This is a genomic window from Humisphaera borealis (assembly GCF_015169395.1).
Classification (GTDB): Bacteria; Planctomycetota; Phycisphaerae; order Tepidisphaerales; family Tepidisphaeraceae; genus Humisphaera; species Humisphaera borealis.
Genome location: NZ_CP063458.1, coordinates 7140614 through 7162155 on the forward strand (window position 1 = coordinate 7140614; position 21542 = coordinate 7162155).

At 63.6% G+C, this 21542-nt stretch carries 15 protein-coding genes and 1 pseudogene; 10 read left to right on the top strand and 6 right to left on the bottom strand.

What is annotated here, in order from left to right; all coding sequences use genetic code 11:
- The first annotated feature begins 165 nt into the window (after window positions 1-165).
- The 6 genes from IPV69_RS26855 (at window position 166) to IPV69_RS26880 (ending at window position 3827) form a co-directional block, all read left to right on the top strand.
- Entirely contained in the window at window positions 166-1203 is a 1038-nt protein-coding gene (locus tag IPV69_RS26855) for a ParB/RepB/Spo0J family partition protein (protein WP_206292816.1), read from the top strand.
- 95 nt (window positions 1204-1298) lie between these two features.
- Complete coding sequence (locus tag IPV69_RS26860) at window positions 1299-1526, top strand: hypothetical protein (protein WP_206292817.1); 228 nt, start codon at window positions 1299-1301, stop codon at window positions 1524-1526.
- A 624-nt stretch (window positions 1527-2150) separates the two neighbouring features.
- Window positions 2151-2372, top strand: a complete 222-nt coding sequence (locus tag IPV69_RS26865) for a hypothetical protein (protein ID WP_206292818.1) — start codon at window positions 2151-2153, stop codon at window positions 2370-2372.
- Entirely contained in the window at window positions 2372-3124 is a 753-nt protein-coding gene (locus tag IPV69_RS26870; protein WP_206292819.1) for a RecB family exonuclease, read from the top strand. The genes IPV69_RS26865 and IPV69_RS26870 overlap by 1 nt, the downstream gene beginning before the upstream one ends.
- Window positions 3125-3194: 70 nt before the next feature.
- Window positions 3195-3398, top strand: coding sequence for a hypothetical protein (locus IPV69_RS26875; RefSeq protein WP_206292820.1), 204 nt, complete (start codon window positions 3195-3197; stop codon window positions 3396-3398).
- A 48-nt stretch (window positions 3399-3446) separates the two neighbouring features.
- Window positions 3447-3827, top strand: a complete 381-nt coding sequence (locus IPV69_RS26880) for a hypothetical protein (RefSeq protein WP_206292821.1) — start codon at window positions 3447-3449, stop codon at window positions 3825-3827.
- Between the two features lie 351 nt (window positions 3828-4178).
- Here IPV69_RS26880 and IPV69_RS26885 read toward each other — a convergent pair whose 3' ends face one another.
- Both IPV69_RS26885 and IPV69_RS26890 read right to left on the bottom strand, forming a co-directional pair.
- Complete coding sequence (locus IPV69_RS26885; protein WP_206292822.1) at window positions 4179-4388, bottom strand: hypothetical protein; 210 nt, start codon at window positions 4386-4388, stop codon at window positions 4179-4181.
- A 149-nt stretch (window positions 4389-4537) separates the two neighbouring features.
- Window positions 4538-8779, bottom strand: a complete 4242-nt coding sequence (locus IPV69_RS26890; protein ID WP_206292823.1) for a bifunctional diguanylate cyclase/phosphodiesterase — start codon at window positions 8777-8779, stop codon at window positions 4538-4540.
- A 537-nt stretch (window positions 8780-9316) separates the two neighbouring features.
- On the opposite strand from IPV69_RS26890, the gene IPV69_RS26895 reads away from it, so the two are divergent.
- Complete coding sequence (locus IPV69_RS26895; RefSeq protein ID WP_206292824.1) at window positions 9317-9532, top strand: hypothetical protein; 216 nt, start codon at window positions 9317-9319, stop codon at window positions 9530-9532.
- The gene (locus tag IPV69_RS27655; RefSeq protein WP_206292825.1) at window positions 9529-9738 is read left to right on the top strand and encodes a DUF2997 domain-containing protein; all 210 of its coding nucleotides are present in this window, start codon (window positions 9529-9531) and stop codon (window positions 9736-9738) included. Before IPV69_RS26895 ends, IPV69_RS27655 begins: the two co-directional genes overlap by 4 nt.
- 256 nt (window positions 9739-9994) lie before the next feature.
- Here the strand turns inward: IPV69_RS27655 and IPV69_RS26905 are convergent, their stop codons facing one another.
- The 4 genes from IPV69_RS26905 to IPV69_RS26920 all read right to left on the bottom strand — a co-directional run bounded on the left by IPV69_RS26905 (window position 9995) and on the right by IPV69_RS26920 (window position 17731).
- Window positions 9995-13420, bottom strand: coding sequence for an efflux RND transporter permease subunit (locus IPV69_RS26905; protein ID WP_206292826.1), 3426 nt, complete (start codon window positions 13418-13420; stop codon window positions 9995-9997).
- A gap of 83 nt (window positions 13421-13503) precedes the next feature.
- Window positions 13504-14754, bottom strand: a complete 1251-nt coding sequence (locus IPV69_RS26910) for an efflux RND transporter periplasmic adaptor subunit (protein ID WP_206292827.1) — start codon at window positions 14752-14754, stop codon at window positions 13504-13506.
- Between the two features lie 208 nt (window positions 14755-14962).
- On the bottom strand, window positions 14963-16267 hold the full coding sequence (locus IPV69_RS26915) for a TolC family protein (protein WP_206292828.1): 1305 nt from the start codon (window positions 16265-16267) through the stop codon (window positions 14963-14965).
- Window positions 16268-17179: 912 nt separating this feature from the next.
- Window positions 17180-17731 (bottom strand): 3-keto-disaccharide hydrolase, encoded by a 552-nt coding sequence (locus IPV69_RS26920; protein WP_206292829.1) that lies wholly within the window; start codon window positions 17729-17731, stop codon window positions 17180-17182.
- A gap of 385 nt (window positions 17732-18116) precedes the next feature.
- Here IPV69_RS26920 and IPV69_RS26925 point away from each other — a divergent pair.
- A pseudogene (locus IPV69_RS26925) lies at window positions 18117-20852 on the top strand (phosphoenolpyruvate carboxylase).
- A 124-nt stretch (window positions 20853-20976) separates the two neighbouring features.
- Entirely contained in the window at window positions 20977-21534 is a 558-nt protein-coding gene (locus tag IPV69_RS26935) for a hypothetical protein (protein ID WP_206292831.1), read from the top strand.
- The last annotated feature ends 8 nt before the right edge of the window (window positions 21535-21542 follow it).

Here is a 21542-nt window from a genome sequence, read left to right on the forward strand (position 1 = left end):
TCTATTTCAGGGGCCTTCTTCTTGCAGGCATCGGATGACCTGCCAAGAAAAATTCTGCGTGTCCGTAAGCGGACAGGTTTTGTCTCGCCTTAGGGTTAACGCCGCCGTGTTGGCGGCCACCATCGCGAAATGACGCGACCCAACCCGCTAAGTGCGAGGAGACCTATGACGCTGTCGAGTGATGATTGTCCGAACAAGCCCGCCGATGCCCCGGTCCCGCCCGTGGAGGCATGCCCCTCCGTGGAGCCGAACACCGCTGCCGATCTTCCCGGCGACCCGAGTGCCGGCCCGCCGGCACCTGACCCGGTCGAGGAGCTCGATCGTCTGCTCAATTCCCCGAGGCCCCCCGTCGAGGTCCCGATCCTGGACCTCCTGCCGGTGGACCGCGGCATGCAAGTGCGGGAAGGTTGTAATCCGGATGCCGTGTCGAACTATGCCACCGCGATGAACCGCGGCGACGCCCTCCCGCCGATTCGGGTCATCAAGGACCGGGGACGCGTCCGTGTCTTCGACGGTTTCCACAGGCTTGACGCCGCAATCAGCCTCGGTCGGGAAAGTGTCGCCTGTACTGTTTACGAGATCTCCCGCAACCAGGCCGAGTTGCTCGCAATCAGGAGCAACGTTGTGCACGGGCGGGTTCTGGGCAACGCGGAGAAGGCCGCCGCGGTCAACAAAATGCTGGCGGGCAGCAACTCTACTTGGAGCGATAACCACATCGCTGGGTTGTGCGGCGTGAGTGCTGCCCTGGTCGCCGCACGCCGCAAGCTGAGCGGTGCCAAGAGCCCCACCAGGACGGCAGTTAGGCGGGGCGTCCCCTACCAGATGCGCGTTGACAAGATCGGCCGCGCTACCAAGAGTCGGGCCCCTGCGGTCAACGCCCCGCCCGCATCCGTGCAGCCCCGCTCTACTGCCATCAGGGTCGCTGATCAGTTTCAGAAGCTGGAGGTTTGGGGGCAGCGGGCCGGCGACGACGAATGGCGATCGCTCGTCGTCGCTATGAGCGATCACGGTGCGCCGCTCACCACGGCCATCGAGACGATGAGCAGCCAGTTCTCGACGCTCCAGAGCGCTACTCTGAGCCCCGTTCAGGTTGGGGCGGCACGGGCGTCGCTTGAAGCTTTTGACGCCGCATTTCAGCAGTATCTCGAACGGCTTGATGCGGTCATGAAGCGGCAGGGTATCGAGGCGTGCCGGGAACCGTAGGCCTGCCACCGCCGGACTTGCCAAGATCGGAGTGCATGCCAATGACCGCGCCGGTAGCGACATCGCTTACATCCATCGACGGAAGATTGGGCGTTATGACTGAAGAAGATTCCAGATCCGGACTTCCACTGACGGTATCCGAAGCCGCAAGAACGGTGAGCGATATCGTCGGCTCGGAGGTGGCCCCCAAGGTGCTGAGCGACATGCTGTACCGGCGTGAGCTCGACGATCGGGTCTGTCCGGTGCATGCCGGGAGACGGATGATCCCTCGCCACTATCTGGACGTTATTGCTCAGAAGGTCCGGCAGCGTCGGGGGGAGTAGCGAAAGCGGGCGCCCGAGCCGCCCACATTGCAGCGTGCCGTCCAGCCGGCACGCTGCAATGCAGGTAGGTTCGACGTCGAGCTGTCTACGTTTTGCTCTCCAAGCGACGATTAACGGGGTGGCTCGCAGCCGCAGCGATCGCATTTTGGCTGCTTCTACTATCGAAAGAATACAAGCAACGCAAGAGGCACCAAGAGATGAGTTTCAGCTACATCTGCATCCCCCTGTCCGTCACCCGTCCGTCAGCGAAAACGGACGCCGAGGGGGTCGAAAACCCCCAGTCCGCCACGTCCGTCACCTCTTCTTCCTTCATGATGATCGAAGACAGACAGAATGGAGACAGGGGAGAGGTAGTCACCCTCCAGAGCAACCCGCACTCCTGCGGAGGTAGGGCGGCCCCGCTCCGCCGCAGCGTAGCGGCGAAGCCCTGGTAGTTCTTGGCGAGCAGTTTAGGGGCACCATCTTCATTCTGAGGATGAGATAAGTCCCGCCCATTCTTCGTCACAATACGTTGAACGTCTTAGCGGTCAGCACAAATCGCTTGTGCTGACACCTCTCTCATGGCCCGCCGGCGCTCTCACTCTGAGTGTCGACGGGCCCTTCTCTTTTTCAGGAGGTCTCTCCATGCCCTTGTCCATCAATGTCGGCCTCAGTCGCAAGGCGAGCCGAGACTATCAGTCGACCGGTTACTCCATCAACGTCACCGCCGAACTCGATCAGGCCCTGCTGGGCCAATGGCCCGCATTGCGCCTCGTGACAGCCCAGACCATCCCATACGCCCGGCCAACCGCCAGGCTCTGGCCATCACCGGCCGGCCGTACCTGTCCCATTCACAGATGTACCTGATGCGGACCTGTCCCCGAAAGTTTGCCTTCAGCTACGTCGAGAGAGCCCGACCGTCCTTCGTCCCCGCCACGCTGCGGTTCGGCGGCTCGATCCACGCCGCCTTGGAACTGCGTTACCGCTGCCGGCTCGAAGGCCTGACCGCGACGCCCGAGGCGTTGCTGTCGGCGTACCACGATGCCTGGCGACGCGAACACCAGCGCGATGGCGACATCCCCGTCCGCTTCAACAAAGGCGACGACACGGACACCCTCGCCGCCCTGGCCGATCGCATGCTCCGGTCCTTCCTGGATTCGCCGCTGGCGACGCCCAAAGGCACCATCCTGGGCGTCGAAGAAGAGCTACGTGTGGAGCTCGTCCCGGACCTGCCCGACCTGCTGGCCCGGGTGGACCTGGTCACGATGACCGACGAATCGCTGTTCGTCATCGACTTTAAAACGAGCCGATCGCGGTGGACCGAGCCCAAAGCCCAGGAGTCTGGCGACCAACTTGTGCTCTACGGCCGAACGGTCGAGGAGCTTGGCCGCACCCTCGGCCTGCCGGTCAAGCTGCACTTTGCGATCATCACCAAGGCGAAAAAGCCGGTGATTCAGCTTCTGCCTGTGCCGACTGACCCGACTCGTGTCGCCGCACTTACCGAGTCGGTGAGCCAGGTGTGGCGGGCAATCCAGACCGGGAACTTCTACCCAAGCCCGTCGCCGCAGAACTGTACGTCGTGCCCCTTCCGCAGCCGCTGCCCAGTGTTCGCGGGCTGAGGCCTCACCTTCCTGATCCCTTGTTTTCAACCACCAACCACCCGCCCCTAGGGCGGGAGAAGGATCTTCCATGTCGATTATTCCCGTTTCGCGTCTATCCATGTCCGACCTGTCCCGGCTCGGCAACAACCTTCGCTACGCCGAGAACGCGGCTTCCAACTATGAGCCCGATGCCGACGAGCGAGACCGCAAAGCCGAGCGCCGGCGGCTGGCACCGCTGAACCGCTCGCTCGCCAGCGTCGGTGAGCGGATCGACGGCCTCACCCGTGACTGATCGCGGCCGTCGCGACAGCACCATTCCCGACTATTCAAGGAGTTCTCGATGAGTCACCGCCGATATCGCCTGCTCACGGAGCAGGTCAAGCTGTGCAGCCCGGAGGCGATCCTCCGGGCTGCGTCGTTATGTGATGGGCACAGCATCCTTGCCCCCAAGGCATTTCTCGACGCCGGTCTGCCACCCGACGTCGTCGCACACCTGACGTCAACGCACGAGTCCGACGGCACGCCAAAGAGCTCGATCTACGTGAACGGACATGCGGTCGAAAAGCTGGAGGGCGTCTACGGCTTGGACGCCTTGCGGTTCCTGGCGTCGGCGTTGTGCGTGGAGTACCGCAGCGCCATCGGTAGGGGGTTCGAGGCCGCCAACATCCTTCATGCTCTTGAGCAGCACCTGCAGCCGACGGTGCCCAAGCCTGCGGCGTGAGGGTGGGCAGATTCGGCACATCTTCAATCGCCCGTCCGTCAGCGTCCGTCGCCGTCCGCCAGCAGGGGAGGGGCTGTTTTTCCCTGGTCCGTCACGTCCGCCACGTCCGTCACTACCTATCTCTCTTGATTGAAAATGATCGCTAAACCAACCTGTCTGGGTCGGGGGGGGGGGCTTCCTGTTGCCGAGCCGTAATCTCTGCGAGAAGAGTAAGCGTAGCTGGCGGACGTGACGGACGGTGACGGGCCAGGCTTTTCAGGGCTTCGCAACCCTCGTCGGCCTGACGGACGGCCAGATCAATCCCTCCCAAACGATCCAGACCGGCGATGGAACCTCGCTGTCGCTGCCCTTTCATAGCAGTGGCGGCACGCTCAGCATCACCCACCCCATCTTCGACACTGTCGAAGATGCGACCCATTCCCCAAGACCCGCCGCGGCGTGCCCTTGCCGAAGTCCACCTGGGCCTCGTCGCCCGGCATCGCGGTCGCCGGTGTGGTTGGAAAGCTCCAGCGGCTTGCCGTCCACAATCTTCACCGGCGTGGGTTGGGGTTTACCGTTCATCCGCCGCCCGACGCATGCTCCTTCGTGGCTGAAAGAGTGCCATGGGCTGGTACTGCGCGTAGCGCAAGGGCTTATGACGATGGCGCATGGTCCTCTTTTGTCCTCCTGCGGATAAAAAGCAGTCGGCGATGCGGATTGGCAATCGTTCCTTAAGCCGCCGCCGCTTGGCCGGGTTTGATTGCCAGATACTTCACGACGTTATCTGCGGACAGTGGACGAGAGAAATGGTACCCCTGGGCGAACTGGCAATCGAGAGCTTGCAGCAAAGCCACCTGCTCAACGGTCTCCACTCCCTCGGCCACCACCTTGAAGTTCAGGTTGCCGGCCAGGGTGCAGATTGCATTAACCAGGGCAGCAAACTCGCGGCCTCTGGACAAATTGGCTATGAAAGAGCGATCGATCTTCAACACGTCGATCGGGAACTGATGCAGACTGGAAAGCGAAGAGTGTCCCGTGCCAAAGTCGTCCATGTAGATCTTGAAGCCAAGCCCCCTGATCTGGCTCAGCAAAGCCACGGCGTGCTCGGGGTTGGACATGATCGCGCTCTCGGTGATCTCCAGGTGGATGGCCGACCGATCCACGCCGGTGTCGTCCGCAATTCGGGCCAAGGTGTTCGGTAGGTCGGCCAACGAAAGCTGCTTGCGGGAGAGATTGACGCTGATCGAAGGCACCGATTCGCGCCCCATCGTTTTCCACCATTGCGCCAGTTGCCTGCACGCCTCCTTAAACACCCATTCGCCCAGGGGTATGACCAGCCCGGTCTCCTCCGCAACCGGTATGAACTCTCCGGGCGAAATCATCCCGTGCGTCGGGTGTTGCCATCTGACCAGTGCCTCGAACCCCTCGACCCGCCGCGTCTCCAGCGACACGATGGGCTGATAGAACAGGCGGAACTGTTTCGCATCGAGCGCCCGGCGGAGCCCGTCCTCCAGCTCAACCTTCCGCTGCACGCGCACCCGCATTGAGTCGTCGAACATGACGGCCCGCCCCTTCCCCGCTACCTTGGCTTCGTACATTGCGGTATCCGCGTCCCGCAGCACTTCCTCTGCCTCGGCATGACCAAAGGTACTGGTCACAATACCGATGCTGGCAGTGCTGACAACCTCGTGCCCGTCCAGCATGTAAGGCGTGCTCAAGGCTTCCAGAATACGGTCCGCCACCTTCAGGGCATCCTCAGCGGCCGCAAGCCCACTGAGTAGCACGACGAACTCGTCGCCCCCAAACCGGCTGGCCGTGCCCGCCTGCGTCGGCCGCGTGACCGAATCCAGGGATCGCACTGTTGATTCCAGTCGTCGGGCGATCTCCTGCAGCAATTGATCCCCGGCCCCATGCCCAATGCTGTCGTTGACCAACTTGAACCGGTCAAAGTCGAGGAACAGCACGGCGTAATGAGATTGCTTGAAACGCTTGTGGCGTTCGATTTCCTGTTGCAGCCGATCCAGAAGTAGCGCGCGGTTGGGAAGCCCCGTCAGCTTGTCCGTCGTTGCCGATGTCTTGAGCTGCTCCTCCATCGTCTTGCGATCATCGATATCCTGGATCGATCCGGCAACGCGAATCGGCTGGCCTTCTGCGTCGAACTGCGAGGCACCGCGGGCGCGAAACCATCGATACGCCCCGTTGACCATGCGCAGGCGATACTCCACGTCGTAGGGTTCCTTGTGCGTCTGATGACGCTGCAGGGCACCCAAAGTCGCCTCGGAATCATCGGGGTGAAGCCGGTCCGACCAGCTCGCAAAACACGGGGGAGGAAACTCCGCCGGATCGATGAAGCCCAGGAGCGTCCAGAACTGATCGGAAAACCAAACCTCCTCGGTTGCCACCTTCCAGTCCCACAGCCCGTCGCTGGTTCCCGTCACGGCGGCCTGCAGGCGGTCACGCATCTTTTCAAGTGTGGCCTGTGCTTTAAGCAGCGCTTCGCGGCTTTCGACCTCGGCCGTCACGTCGGTCGCGGTCCCGAAGATGTCGACGACCTTACCCGACGCATCGAACCGGGCCCGGCCCTCGAGTCGCACGTGGCGGGCTTCCGTCGGGCGCGCGCCGCTCGTGCGCAGCACCAGTGAGTAGGGCTTGCCCTCGGTCATGCACGCCTCGACCGCGGCATCGAGGGCGCGGGAGTCTTCGGGGTGGTAGTCGGCGAGCACACCGGCGTAGTCGGGCGGGCCGTTGGCCTCGTCGCGGCCATGGAGCGCGTAGACCTGCTTTGACCAGTTCACCTTGCCGGCCGCGAGATCGAACGACCAGTTGCCCATGCGCCCGACGGTCTGGGCTTCTTCGAGCAACGCTGCCGCCTCTTTCAGTTTGTTCTCCGCTACCACCTGTTCGGTGATGTCACGGGTCACACTCACCACCGCCGTCACCGGGCCGTCGCCGTCGCGCAGCGGGACGGCGTGCATGTTGAGCCACCGCTGCGTGCCGCGCAGCCCGATCATCTGGAACGTCAGCGAGCCGGCTTCGCCGCGCAGCGCCCGCTCGATGATGCCCTTGAACTCGGCTCGATCATGGGGGGCAACGAACATCTCCGGGCCACGCTCCCTGACCTGCTCGATGGTCTCGGCTTCCAGCATCCGGAGCCCGGCGGGGTTCATCTCCAGCAGGGTACCGTCGGTCCCGATCACCTTAACGCATTCGGGCTCGGCATCGATGATCGTGCGGAGGCGGACCTCGCTCCTGGCGATAGCGGCCCTGGCCTCCACCTGCTCGGTGATGTCGCTCTCGATGGCCATGAACCCCGCCAGCGTCCCCGAAGCATCAGACAGGGGCTGTATCTCGATGTCCAGGACGTACTCCCGCCCGTCTTTTCCGCGGTTGACGATCTCAACCCGGCACCCTACGCCACGGCGCTGCGCCGTACGCATGATCTCCGTCGCCCCGGGGTCGGTCTTGTCACACCGCAGCATGTGCCCGGGCACCTTGCCGAGCACTTCCTCAAGGGTATACCCCGTGATCTTCGTGAACCCTTCGTTGACCCAAGTGATCCGCCCCTCTGCATCGGTGATGATCACCGCGTTGCTGGTCCGCCGGGCGATCTCCGCCAACCGCTCGGAGCGCACCCCTGCCTCCCGTAGTTCCCGGGTCATGGAGCTCGCCAGTGCGATTGCTCTGGCTCGGCCGCTGCCCATCGTCCACAGCACCATCGCCCCCAGCAGGGTCAGAGCAGCCCCGCCCAGGGCGGTGAAAACCGGCGTGGTGGTGTCGATCTCCGCCTCGAAGGCCGGCGTCGTGCTCAGCGTGACGGTCCAACTGCGGCCGCCGACGGTGATCTCGTCGGTGATCGCGAACATGCGGCCGCTGAAGTTTGCTTCGGTGACCGCCCCCGAGGCGTTGTCCAGGTGGCCGTCCAGATCGAACAACTGGGCCGACTTGTCGGCGACCGGCCCGTCGAAAATCTCGAGGTCAATGCGGTTCCCGACCGTCTCGTGCAGGTCGGCCAGCGCGGTCTCAAGAACGATGGGCGTGAAGACCAGCCCGGTCAATGTGGCCATCCGCTCGGCCGGGGTGGAGGGACGGGTGCCGTTGCGGAAGACGGGCATCAGGTACAGGAACCCGGTGTGCGACTTTTCCTGTTGTACGAGACTGATCCGACCCGAGATGGCGGGCTGGCCGGTGGCGATCGCCCGCTCGATCGCCTCGCGGCGGACCGGCTCAGAGCCGGCGTCAAAGCCCCATGCCGGGCGGTTCGGCCCGATGGGGTAGATGTGTTTGATGATGTACAAGTCCGGTGCCAGCGCGACTCCGGGGCCGGCTGTTGCGCCCGCGCCCGGCGATTGCGCCGAGAGGCTGACGTTGAAGTCCGGGGCGTCGTCGGCTCGCTCTGCCGCGATGAAGGCGTCCAGGTCATCACGCATCACCCGCTCGATGAACCCCATTCCCGGCACGCCTGGGAACTCTTTGGGCAGGTCGCGCGATTCGACATACGCCTTGAACTCGAGGCGCTCGACAGACTTGCTCGCGGCGTACACGCCGCGGGCTCCGTTGAGCCCGTGAGCCGTCTGATTGACCCGGAGTTGCACGTCTTCGAGGGCATCCTTCGCCAGTGTCTGGAAGTGGGCCCGCGCCTCGGCCTGTGTTGAACTGTGGATCTGCCGCCCGGCGGCTAACGACAGGCCTAAGCCCAACGCCAGCACCGTCACCACCCCGAGTTTGAGCCGCCACCCACCGGCGGCCGAATCCGTCGCAAGGTCACGATCGGACTTCTTCGCCGCCGCCCACACCCGCCACAGGACCACGGGCCCGGCGAGGATCCCGAGGATCGCGACATTGAGGATCGCCAGGTGCATGCCCGTGGCGTTTGGCGCGAACGCCCGCAGGATGAACATCGCCGCCGTCTCGCCCACGACGATGGCGGCGAGGATCTCGACGAAGAGGCGGGCGGTGTTGAGGGGTGCTTTCAAGTTCGGTTCCTTTGCCCCGTTATCGGCTGACAAAGAGGAGCGGTTCAGAATCACGCAGGCTGCCGTCCCAAGCCTCCTCGCCGTTCAACCGGCCACGTCTGGTCATACTGGTTCATTAGGGGAAACCTTATCGGTGCTTCCAGCCAAAACCAGGCCTTCGGTGCCATCGTGTTCCTTTACCGCCACGTCGTCTTCGACGAGGCCCACGACCAGGCCGTAAGCCTTTTCAGCCGAGTGCGGCGTCGGGCAGCTGAAGTGCAAGCCGGCCGATGATGTCGAGTAACCATAAGGGGGCAACTAGGACGACACAGCCATCGATCTGTGTCGCCAATCAACAACGTTCACAACCATCTACAACGGAGAATAGAGATGAGTCACATAGTGAGTATCAAGACCAGGGTCACCGACCCGGTCGCTCTGGCCGGCGCTTGTCGCCGTCTGGGGCTCGCGGAGCCCGTGCAAGGCACCGCAACCCTCTTCGCGGGTCAGCAGGCCACGGGGCTAATCGTCCCGTTACCTGGCTGGACATTCCCAGCCGTGATTGACACTGTCAGCGGCGAGGTGAAGTTCGATACCTATAACGGCGCGTGGGGAAGCCAGTCGGAACTCGACAAGCTGCTCCAGGCATATATAGTCGAGAAGGCTATGTCGGAGGCGCGGCGTGCTGGTCACTCCGTCGCCGAGCGGCGGCTGGACGACGGATCGATCAAGCTCACGATCCAGGTCGGGGCGGGGATCGGGGGTGGCCTATGAGCACCAACACTTCCCGCATAATTGAAGTCACGATCAGCCCCATGGGCGAGACCACTGTGCAAACCAAGGGCTTCAGGGGTCAAAGTTGCCGAGACGCGAGCCGATTTGTGGAACGGGCACTAGGCAAGGTCGTGCAGGACCGGCCGACAGCGGAGATGTACCAGTCGCAGTCGACGGCCCATCAGGTCAACCAGAACAACGGCTGATCGCGCCGCAACCACTTCTATGGAAAGACCGATCTGCGGGATTTCCGCAGATGCGGGGGCTATCTGGGTGCCAGTGCCGCAGATTCACTCCGATCCGGCTTCCTCCCGACATCCTCCCGTCCCGTCATTCTCAATAAGGAGCAGCCATGCAGCTATCACATCGCCTCGGCGAGTAGATCGCCGCCACCTTCACTGGTAGCCGGATTCAAAGCCACGGACACGCCGAGGCCCTACTGAGGGTGCGGTCGGGTGTCGATCAAACGATCCCCTCGGCTGCCTGGCGTGTTCCGACGATCTTGTAGAGAGCCGGCAAGACCACCAGCGTCAAAAGCGTGCATGAGACGATCCCGCCAATCACCACGGTCGCGAGTGGCCGTTGCACCTCTGCGCCGCTGCCCGTGGCAATGGCCATGGGGAGGAAGCCGATCGCGGCCACCGTCGCGGTCATCATGACCGGCCGAAGTCGCGTCATGCAGCCCTGATACACCGCATCGTTCAATGGCACGCCATCGGCGAGCAACTGGCGTATGAAACTGACCATGACGAGGCCGTTCAAGACGGCCACGCCGGACAAGGCAATAAACCCGACGCCGGCGGAAATACTGAAAGGCATCCCGCGCAACGCCAACGCCGCCACGCCGCCCGTCAGCGCCAGCGGCACGCCGCTGAATACGAGCAAGGCATCGCGCACAGAGCCGAACGACGCAAACAGCAGTGTGAAGATCAGGAACAGCGCGATCGGCACGACAATCACAAGGCGATGCCGCGCGGCGGCATACGTCTCGAACTGGCCGCCCCACTCGATCCAGTTGCCGGCCGGAATCTGGACGTCCCGGGTGACCTGCCGCCGGGCATCGTCAACGAATGAGCCAAGATCCCGTCCGCGCACGTTGCACTGGACGACGACGTGCCGTTTGCCGTTTTGCCGAATAACTTCGTATTGCTGGTCCTCGATATGAAACCTGGCCAGCGCCGAAACCGTGAGGACGTTGGGCTGGTCTGTTACGGACTGCGGCCGGGGCAGCCGACTGGCGACGGCGGGGTCCGGCAGTTTTGGCAGCGATATAGGCAATTGCGCAATCGCGTCGACGTCATTGCGAAGTGCTTCAGGCAGCCGCACAACGAGGTCGAAGCGACGGTCACCCTCGAAAATGACCCCGGCTTTCCGGCCGGCAACGGCGACGTCGACAAAGTCCGTAACGTCGGCGACGGCGAGTCCGACCCGGGCGATGGCCTGCCGGTCGGGCACGATGTCGATCACGCTGAGACCTTCCGTCGCTTCGACCTTCACGTCCACCGCACCGGGTACCCGCCGCAGGACCGCCGCCACGCGCTCGGCCGCGGGCCGCATCTGATCGAACTTCTCGCCGTAAACCTCGATCGCGACGTCGCTCCGCACGCCCGCAATCATTTCATTGAACCGATCTTCGATCGGCTGCGACATTTCGTAGCCCGTTCCGGGCACGACCGCGATCTCAAGCTTCATCAGTTTGACGAGCTTGCCCTTGTGATCCAGTGCGCGATCGGCATCGCCGTCCTCATCATCTTCGGACAACGCCGCAGCGGGCGCGTCTTTCAGAATCCCGTCAGATTTGAGACGCTTTTCCAGAGCCGCTGTCGCAGCGTCGAGTTCTGCTTCGCTCCGCCATTTGTCCGGAGTTTGAAGGGTGGCGAAAGTATCGGCCTCGAATTGGGGAATGGGGTCTTGCGCAGCATCGCCGGTTCCCGTGATCGAGAGCACGTTTCGGACCTCCGGCATCCTGAGGAGAACGCGCTCGATCTGCCGCTGCATCAGGATGGCTTCAGACAGGCTGGTGCTGGGAATGCGGGTGGTGATGACGTTGACGTCACCCTCGTCAAGTCGAGGGACAAACACCCTGCCAAGGGTGGTGAACCAACACGCCGCCCCGACGATCATCAGGAAAGCGACCACGACGACCGCGAGGCGCATCCGCAGGGCGAGCCGAAGGATCGGACCGTAGGCCCGGGAGGCGAGATGGACGATCGGGTTCTCCGTCTCGCGCACTCGGCCGCGAACCAGTATCGCCACCATCGCCGGCACGAAGGTGAGAGACAGGACGAACGCGGCGGCCAGCGCGAGAACGACCGTAATCGCCATCGGTCGGAACATCCGTCCTTCGACGCCGGCGAGGGTGAGAATGGGCAGGTAGACAATGATGATGATCGCTTCGCCGAACGCGGTCGCCGATCGCACCTGCTTGCTTGCGACGAGCACGGTCTCGAGGCGCTCGGGGGTGGTCAACGTTCGGCCGAGCTCGCGCTGCCGCAGGGCGAGCATTCGAAGGCAGTTCTCGACGATGATGACGGCACCGTCGACGATGAGTCCGAAGTCGATCGCGCCGAGGCTCATCAGGTTTCCGCTCACCTTCGACGCCACCATGCCGACGGACGTCAGCAGCATCGAAAGCGGAATCGCCAGCGCGGTCAGAAGTGCCGCGCGAAGGTTGCCCAACAGCAGCAGCAACACCACGACGACCAGGATCGCGCCTTCGATCAGGTTGGAACTGACGGTGCGAATGGTGGAATCCACCAGGCGTTCGCGGTTCAGAACCGTGGTAATTCGCACGCCGGGCGGGAGGTTGATCGCCTTAAGCCGGGTGTCGACGTCCGCGGCGACGGTACGGCTGTTTGCGCCAGTCAGCATCATCGCGATGCCGCTTACCACCTCGTGCCCGTTCAAACTGGCGGCCCCCGAGCGAACGTCGTGGCCGATTCGGACCTCGGCCACATCCATTACAAGCAGAGGCGTGCCGTTGGTTGAACGCAGCGGGATCGAGGCGATTTCGTCGACATCCCTGGCTCTCGCGTTGATTCGCACCAGTGCGGCTTCGCCCCGGCGTTCGATGTACGAGCCGCCAGCGGAGCGGTTGTTGCGGTCCAGCGCCGAAAGCAGATCGGCGATCGTTATCCCGTACTGGACGAGTTTCGCCGGCCGGGGCTCGACGACATATTGCTTCACAAAGCCGCCCAGCACGTCAACGTCGGCGACGTTTTTGACCTGCTTGATCTGCGGCTTGACGATCCAATCCTGCACGGTTCGAAGGTAGGTCAGTCGATCGCTTTCGGTGCGAAGCGATTCACCGTCGGGGGTCAGGTATGAGCCGTCGGACTGCCAGCCGGGGTTCTGCTCGGCAGGATCGCCGGCGCTGGGAGGCGAGATTGGTTTTGTATCGGACACCGCTGCGGTTGCAGGTTCGCCGTCCGCGTGGCCGCCGGGCGGTTCCAGTTCCAGTGCCCACAAATAGACGTTGCTCAGTCCCGTCGAAACCGAGCCGAGTCGCGGTTCCGTGCCCGGCGGCAGCATCTCCTTCGCCTCGACCAGTCGTTCGCTCACCTGCTGGCGGGCGAAATAGATGTCCGTGCCTTCTTCGAAATCGGCCGTCACCTGGGAGAAACCGTTGCGCGAGAGAGATCGTGTGCGAGTCAGTCCGGGCGTACCAGCCAGTGCGGATTCGATCGGAAAGGTGATCTGCTTTTCGGTTTCCTCAGGATCGAGACCGGACAATGCGGTCGTCACGACCACTTGCACGCCAGTCGCATCGGGGACGGCGTCGATCGGAAGCCGCTGGAGCGATCCGACGCCTATCGCGGCCGCCGCCACCGTGATGAGGACGACCAGCCAGCGGTGGCGGATTGAAAATGAAAGCACGTATTCGAGCATGAGTAGGCCTGTGAGAGCGATCCGGGGCGGCGATAGGTGGGTTGGGCGAGTCGCGTTCGCTTGCAGGTTGGGTCGAATAGGGGCTAGTCGCCGCCGTCTTCCTTGGCCAGGTCCGCCTTCAGTACGAATGTGCCGGACACGACGATGCGCTCGCCTTTCTTCAGGCCCTTGATGACCGGGTAGAAGCCGCCGGCGATCTGGCCGAGGTGTACTTCCCGGAGCGTATAAGCCCCTGGCTTATCCTCGCCGATGAAGACAACCGTTTTGTCGTCGATCGTCTGCACGGCCGATTCCGGGACGGCCAGTACGCTCTCGTGCTTCTCGTGCGAATTGCTTCTGACATCCAGTACGATGGTGACAAACATCCCCGGCCGCAGCGGCGGTGGGTTGGATGCGCTTTCAGCGGGCAGAGTGCCGTCTTTGTCCGTGGCGGGCCCGGATGCAGGTGAAGTTGGACCACCGGATGGTCTGGTAGCGGGCGGCGCGGTCTTACTTTCGTGATCGGGGGACGCCACTTCGGAAGTGTTCCGTGTGAGCAGTATTCGGACGACGGCGGATCGTGATGCGACATCGAACGTCGGCGAGACTCGATCGACCTCGCCGCGGGCCAGTAATGCGCCGTCTTCAGTGGATTCGATGCGTGCGTCCGTGCCCTTCGCGATCATGGCCAGCTTGTCTTGCGGAAGATCGGCCAGCACCCAGGGCTTGGTCACTTCCGACACCAGGAAAATCACGTCACGGTCCGGGCCGACCATCTGCCCACGCACCGCCGCTCGCTCGATCACGCACCCGTCGGCCGGGGCGCGAAGCACAAGCCTGTTCTGGATAACGGCAGACTGTTCCAACGCAGCGATGGCTGCTTCCTCGAATCCCAGCGCCGCCAGTTTCGCCCGTGCAGCCGTGAGCGATGCCCGGGCAGATCGAACCAATCCGCCCGCCGCCGCCAGCTCCGCCTGACGCTTCTGCAGTTCTCCTTCAGCGATGCCCTGGCCGTTGGAGAACAGTTTGCTGGCCCGCTCCGCAGCCTTGGTTGCGAGGTCAAGGCCCGATTCGGCGCTCATAAAGGCGGTTCGCTTCTCGATGTAGTCGGCCTGGCCGGAGGCGTAGTCGGCGCTGTCGATCTCCGCCAATCGGTCCCCGCGCGATACGATGTCACCCACGCCCTTGGTCAGCTCGACCACCTTACCGGCCGCCGGTGAAGTCACCTGGGCGGTCGTGTCATCATTCAGGACGACACGCCCGGGAAGGCGAATCGACTCGCCGATCGCTCGCAAGGTCGCCGGTTCGACGACGACCTTGTGCTGCAGGATCGCTTCCGGCGTCAAATGGACCACGACAGGCTCGTCTTTCGAAGGGGCCGCGGCAGGTTCGGTTGCCGGAATGCTCGCGTGCCGATCACAACCATTCCCCGCCGTTGCCAATGCAATCGCAAGCATCCCCCAGTGGATTGCACGAGTAAAAAGATGTCTGGCCATACGTTTTCCTGTGTCAATCGGGGCTTGATTCCAATGTCGTCGAGGACGTCCTTGAATGGCAGGTTCGTCACGAGCGGTCGTGGATCGCGGGCCCAGTGGAGGGGAAGTCGGCGGGGGATTTCGCGACGTTCTGCGCTACGCCGCTGCCGCCCACCGAGCGTTCCAATTCCGTCAGCGCGGTTGAGACCCGGTGCCGCAGTTCGATCAGCTTCTCACGGGCGTCATTCACGTCGTTATCCGCCAACAGCAGAGACGCCAGATCGACCTCACCTGCCTTGTAAGCTGCCTCAATCTGATCGCGACGCTGAACCTGGACAGGGAGCAACTGCTCTCGCACCCGGGTCAGCGAGGCGCCGGCGGCAATGAACGTACGATAGCTGATCCTTACTTCCGTGAGGACCTGCCGACGAATCGCCGTCAGCTTATGCCGCGCCTCGACTCGCTTGGCGAATGCGGATTGCTTGGCCGCGTCGCCGGTATCGAACAGGGGCAGAGGCAGAGCAACGGAGGGCCCGACCGACCAGGCACTGTCGCGCTCGGCCTCGATCCCTGCATCGAGCTTGTCCCAGGGGAAGAATGCCGCCAACGCCTCCTGGTCACCGAGGGCGGCCAGGTTCCAGCCGATTGCTTCAATCTCCGGACGATGGTTCATCGCGGCCGACATCCACTGCGCTTCTGATGCCTTCACGGCCGTTTCGGGCGGAGCATCCGGCAGGGGGTCCAGGGCATACTCGAGGTCGCCGGAAGGATGGCCGAGCAGCCGCAGCAGGATCAGGCGTTTGCTCTGCCGTTCGAGGGCGGCATCGGCGATCTCCTGCTCGACGGTCAGTTGTTGACCCTGAAGCGTCAGTAGATCGAGCCGCGTGGCATCGCCGGCCTCCAGGCGTGCCTTGGCAACGGCGACCATCCGGCGCACGACCGATGACCGCTCACGCAATGCTTCCAGCAGGGCATCCTGCGCTTGCACATCGACATACGCCTTGCGCGTCTCAGCAATCAGATCGATTGCTGTCGCCAGCGCGTCCGCCGCCGCCGACTGCAGCGCATGGTCCGCCGCCATCGCCTGGCGTGGCTTGCGCAGAATCGCGATGAGGTCGGCCGCAATGGACGGCGCAATGATCGGCGATCCGCCGCCTTCGCGGAACCGTACTACGACCGTCAGCACGGGATTGGGGAGCAGACGGGCCTGCAGCGCCTCGGCCTCAGCGATGCGGACGCGGGCGAGCGACTGTTGCAGTTTCGGATCAGTTTCCAGGACGTGGCGCAGGGCCGTTGTCAGAGGCAGGACCGCCGGATCGTCCGACCAGGTCTGGTCGTCCGGAAAGCCCTCGGTCGCCAGTGCCACTGACACCCCCGTGCCGTCCGGTCCCAAGGCAGCTCCCGCTCTGGACCCAACGGCAACGTCCGGCACGGGGCCGATGCACCCAGCAGTCGACAGGGCCAGCAGCACTATCGCGATCACTGGTGTCAGTTTGCGAGGAATCAGTGGGAATGGAATCATTTCAGACTCGACGCGGGCATCCGAACGAGGGACGGCGGCGCATTTGCCAACAATCAGATCAAGGGGCGTTCGACGTCGAAACGACCGCTATGATCCGTCAGAACCGCACCGAACGCCATGATGGTGCTCCAGTCGCTTTCGCTTTTTCCCTCAAACCGGACGGTACACCGACGACGGCGGAACGACGGCGGGTGGGTTGGCCAAGTCAGACTCAGACCGGAAACCGTCACGGTTCGGCGGCCGCCAACTCGACCCGCGAGGGTCGGCAGAGAGCGCGAGAGTTTCGCGCCCTCTGGCCGGTTAACGGGCGGGCGGAGAGGGCCAGCGACATCGGATCGCATCCCCTTGTCCCAAGCGGCGACCCGACGCGAGCTTGCGCGACAGGCCTCTCGCGCGTGAAAACCCCCCGCCCCGGGTGTGTGACGGGGTAAGCTCCCCGATCGCAACACGGTTGAAACGTAAGCGGCCTGTGTTGCACTCGCCGTGCCGCCGTAAGTCCGGCGTCAACGGCCCGCAACTGTTGGTATCGAGGTAGGCGGCGGCGATGCGGGCCGTCGGCAAGCATAGCAGAGCCGACCGCTCCGGCCGGCTCTCCGCGCAGCCGAATCGCCCCCGTTCCTAGCCTCGGGCGTCATGGCGGCGGCGGAATCGCGCGCGGGCTGGGCCGGAAGCGGACGTCTAAGATGTGCGCCCCGACGGCACCAAAGCCGCACGCATTTAAGGCCGACGACCGGGATCGATGGGACCGCAAGGCGTAGAGCCGGAGTCTTGGCAGTCACGCTGTCACTTCGCCGAGGTGACGGTCAGATTCTTGTACTGAATCGCGCCCGCCTCGGCCCGAAGACCGAACGTGCCGGCGTTCGCCTTGGCCTTGAGCGTCTTGATCAGCTCCCCGTTGTTTCGAAACTCGACGTCCTTCCCCTTGGCCACCATCTCGAAGTGATTCCATTCGCCAGCCTTGAGGTTGGCGATATCCTTTGCCTTGATGTCGAACTTGGTGCCGCGGAAGTAGAGGTCGTTGTTGCAGGTCGGGCCAGCGAGATAGTCAAACCGGATGGTCAGATCGCCGGTCAGCTCGTCATTGGTCGTCAGAACGACATCGCCTTTGGTCTTCCCGTCGACCACGATGACGCCGTCGACCACTTTGAACCGGGCTTTGACCAGCTCGGTCTGGCCTTCACCTTTTTCCGGATCGCCTTTCTTCGCCACCGAGTGCCAGCCGGCGAAATCCTTCCCGTTGAAGAGTGGTTTGGCGGCATCCGCCTCATCTTTCGCCATGGTGGCGGCGGAGCAAATCATGAGCGAGGTGAGAAGGACGGGGAGCATGAGGCGCATCGGTTTCTCCGGGTCGAGCGGGATGTGGACGGGACGCAGTATTGATACCGACGCAGCGGCGATCGGGTTGTCAGGGCAAGATTTCTTACAGAAACCAGTGATCCGGCCCGCTCATGCGAGTAGCCAAGCCGCGGCCGCACCCATGCCGACGGTCCCGGCGGCCCCGACCGGGGATTGGGTCGCAGGTAGGGCTGCTCCATCGCGGACCCGAGCCGATCGCACCAGTCGCCAGCCATCGCTGCATCGAACTTGCGGGCAACCCGGGCCCACCGCCGACCGCCACGGCTGCGCGGCAAGTGCTCACGGGTGCCGATCCGCTAATGCAGCTCCGGTCCTCTCGCCGCACTCTTGCTTCGCCACTGGCGGCGTTATATAGCGTCTGCCCATGTCAGAACTGCACACGCTGTATGGGGCTTTTGCTAAGGTCGAGCGGGATCTTCAGCAGTTGGTAGCGTCTCTTCGCGACGTTCTGGTTGGCCAGGGTCATACCGATCTTGCCGCGGCGGTGCCGTGGGCACCCGGTCCGTGGGTTCCGCCCGAGCCGCACCAGTGGCCGCCGCGCCTGAGCCAGGTGCTCGCCATCGCGTTTCAACTGTTGAACATGGTGGAGGAGAACGTCTCTGCGCAAGCACGGCGATCACGTGAGACCGCCGCGGGGCTGGGCGCGGAACAGGGCCTGTGGGGGGCACAGCTTCGCAAGCTGATCGATAAGGGCCTGTCGGCGGCGGATGTCGCGGGGTTTCTTGCTTCGGTGCAGGTGGAACCCGTCCTGACAGCCCATCCCACGGAAGCCAAGCGGCCCACCGTGCTCGAACTGCACCGAGAGATCTATCTCAATCTCGTTCGGCTCGAGAATCCGATCTGGAGCCCCAGCGAACGCAAAGCGATCCTGGAAGATGTGTCGCTGACGCTTGAACGCCTCTGGCGGACGGGCGAAATCCTGCTCAATCGCCCGCAGGTTGTCGATGAGCTGGAGAACGTGCTCTATTTTCTGAGAGAGGTCTTCCCCGGTGCGGTACAGGATCACGACAGGCGGCTCCGCGCGGCTTGGGAGGATGCCGGCTGGAACCCAATGCTCATCGAATCCCCCGACCAGCTGCCGGCGATTCTCTTCGGCACGTGGGTGGGCGGCGACCGCGACGGGCATCCGTTTGTAACGCCGGAAGTGACGCGCGATGCACTGGCGCGACTGCGGCAGGCGGCGTTTGTCGTACTCAACCGGCAACTGGCCGAGGTCGCCCGGCAGCTTCCGCTTTCGGCCCACGCGCAGAACCCGCCACCGGAACTGACAGCCGCCGTCGAACGCCTACTGGCATATGCTGGAGCAACAGGTGTCGAGCTGCGCCGACGGCATGGCGAAGAACCCTGGCGGCTCTGCGTCGAGTTGCTTCGGTTGCGTCTGCCGATCAGTGCCGCGCCGACTGGCGTCGCGCCGGCCGTCACACCCTTCGCCAAGCCGGCCGAGCTGCGTGCCGAGTTGGAACTGCTCAAGACCACACTGGAACAGATCGGCGCGGCCAGAATTGCCGTTGGCAGTCTGGATCCGATTCTGCGGACGCTCAATGTGTTCGGTTTTCACCTGGCTCGGATCGACGTTAGGCAGAATAGCCGGGTGCATGAACTGGCCATCTCGCAACTGCTTCAGGCCAGCGGCGCATCGGACTGGGATTACGCAAGCTGGGACGAGGCGACGCGGCTGGCGTTTCTGGATCGAGAATTGGTGACGGCCCGGCCCTTCACGCTGGCCGGCGCGAAGCTTGGCGCGGATGCCGAGAGAGTGATCGGTGCCCATCGCGTCCTTGCCGAGCATGCCGACAGATACAGTGCCGCGGGCCTGGGCAGTCTGATTGTCAGCATGACGCGATCGGTATCAGATCTGCTGGCGGTGTATCTGCTGGCGCGCGAGGCGGGGCTGGCGGAGTTCTCGGCCGACGGGCTCGTGTGCCGATTGCCCGTGGTGCCGCTGTTTGAAACTCTGGACGATCTTCATCACAGCCCCGACATCCTCGCTCGCTTTCTCGATCACCCGGTCACCCGCCGAAGTCTGCCAATCGATCGCCAGCGCCGGCCCGACCAGCAGGTGATGATCGGCTATTCCGACAGCAATAAAGATGGCGGCATCCTCGCCAGCCAGTGGGCGCTTCATCAGTCGCAGGAGTGGCTGGCTGCGGTCGGGCGAGAACGCGGGGTGGATATCCGGTTCTTCCATGGTCGCGGCGGCACTATCAGCCGCGGCGCCGGGCCGACCGATCGCTTTCTCGCCGCTCTCCCGTCCGGCACGCTTACCGGCAAGTTCCGCCTGACCGAACAAGGCGAAACCATCAGCCAGAAATACGCCAACCGAATCACCGCGACCTATCACTTGAAAACGCTCACTGCCGGTGTGACGGCGACATCTCTGCTGCACCGTTCCGGCGGCAGCACCGATGCCGATAGCGAACCCTACGCGCCGATCATGAAACACCTGGCCGAATCCAGCCGGACGGCCTATCGCGAGCTGGTCGAAACCGACGGGTTTTTCCAATTCTTCCGGCAGGCCACGCCGGTGGATGTGCTGGAGAAGAGCGGTATCGGCTCGCGACCGCCTCGCCGCAGCGGCATGGCCACGCTCGATGATCTGCGCGCTATTCCCTGGGTGTTCAGTTGGAGCTAGGCGAGATTCTTCCTTCCGGGATGGTTCGGCGTCGGCTCGGCGCTGCACAAGCTTCAGCAGTATGATTCGACGGCTTTCGAGTCGCTTAAGCGCTGCGCCAAGCTGCGGGCATTCCCGCATTACGTGCTGACGAACGTCGAAGCCATGCTGCTGGCGGCCGATGAATCGCACATGACCAACTACGCCGGTCTGGTTCAGGATCCGGCCATTCGCAATCGCATGATGGCCGCCATCACTGGCGAACTGGCACTTTCTCGCCGAATGATGGACGAGGTGTTCGGATCATCACCCACCTTACGACGTCCGCGCCTTCTGCACAGCCAGCAGTGGCGCCAGGAACCGCTAAAGGCGCTTCACGCCCGGCAAGTGTGGCTGCTGCGGGAATGGCGGAGTGGACAGGAGGATCTGCTCCCCGAACTCCTGCTCACCGTCAACGCCATCGCCAGCGCGCTGCGGACCACGGGTTGATCGAGAGCGCGGTGGCTCAATCGCCTGCCCGAAGCAGTCAAGCTTCAGGATGAATCGCTGGATTCCCCGGCTCCAAGTACACCGATTCAACCCTCCATGAGGTGAGTACCCGATCTAGCAGACCGTGGCCCGTCCCAAGAACCCCATCGTCGCCACCAGCAACCGCGACCTGGCCAAACTCGTCGGCCGCTCCCACGCCGCCGTCAATGGCTGGCTCAAACGCGACGACTGGCGATTCGGCCCCGGCCCCTGGAAGGCCGCGGACGTCGCCCGGATCCAGCAATGGGCCGCCGCCGAGCTGGTCGAACGTCCCGCGACGGCCGAGCTCAGAGTCGACGCCCGTGCCGAAGCCGCCGGCGATTCCACCGGCCACGCCGGCCCGGCACCGGTCACCGCCGAGCGCGGCTTGGAACGGGGGATGGAATCCCTCTCGATCAGCAAGAAGGCCGACGTCGCGTTGAAGATGAAGCGCCGCGAGGTGCTCGACTTCGGCCTGCAGGTCCAGCAGGGCAAGTTCCACTCCGTCGAGCAGTGCACCCGCGATCGCCTGGCCGCGATCCACGAAGTCAAACAGGGCCTGCTCGACCTGGCCGACTCCTTCCCGGGCTCGACGGAAGACAAGACGATCCTGAGGGGCCGCATCTTCGAACTTCTGCGGCGGTTCTCGGGTACCGTCGGCTGAACCGGTCA

Bases quoted from the DNA above. Each gene is read 5' to 3' on its own strand.
- IPV69_RS26885 (WP_206292822.1), bottom strand. From the start codon at position 4,388: ATGAACGGTAAACCCCAACCCACGCCGGTGAAGATTGTGGACGGCAAG.
- IPV69_RS26880 (WP_206292821.1), top strand. From the start codon at position 3,447: ATGAGTCACCGCCGATATCGCCTGCTCACGGAGCAGGTCAAGCTGTGC.
- IPV69_RS26870 (WP_206292819.1), top strand. From the start codon at position 2,372: ATGCGGACCTGTCCCCGAAAGTTTGCCTTCAGCTACGTCGAGAGAGCC.
- IPV69_RS27655 (WP_206292825.1), top strand. From the start codon at position 9,529: ATGAGCACCAACACTTCCCGCATAATTGAAGTCACGATCAGCCCCATG.
- IPV69_RS26865 (WP_206292818.1), top strand. From the start codon at position 2,151: ATGCCCTTGTCCATCAATGTCGGCCTCAGTCGCAAGGCGAGCCGAGAC.
- IPV69_RS26875 (WP_206292820.1), top strand. From the start codon at position 3,195: ATGTCGATTATTCCCGTTTCGCGTCTATCCATGTCCGACCTGTCCCGG.
- IPV69_RS26920 (WP_206292829.1), bottom strand. From the start codon at position 17,731: ATGCGCCTCATGCTCCCCGTCCTTCTCACCTCGCTCATGATTTGCTCC.
- IPV69_RS26905 (WP_206292826.1), bottom strand. From the start codon at position 13,420: ATGCTCGAATACGTGCTTTCATTTTCAATCCGCCACCGCTGGCTGGTC.
- IPV69_RS26855 (WP_206292816.1), top strand. From the start codon at position 166: ATGACGCTGTCGAGTGATGATTGTCCGAACAAGCCCGCCGATGCCCCG.
- IPV69_RS26860 (WP_206292817.1), top strand. From the start codon at position 1,299: ATGACTGAAGAAGATTCCAGATCCGGACTTCCACTGACGGTATCCGAA.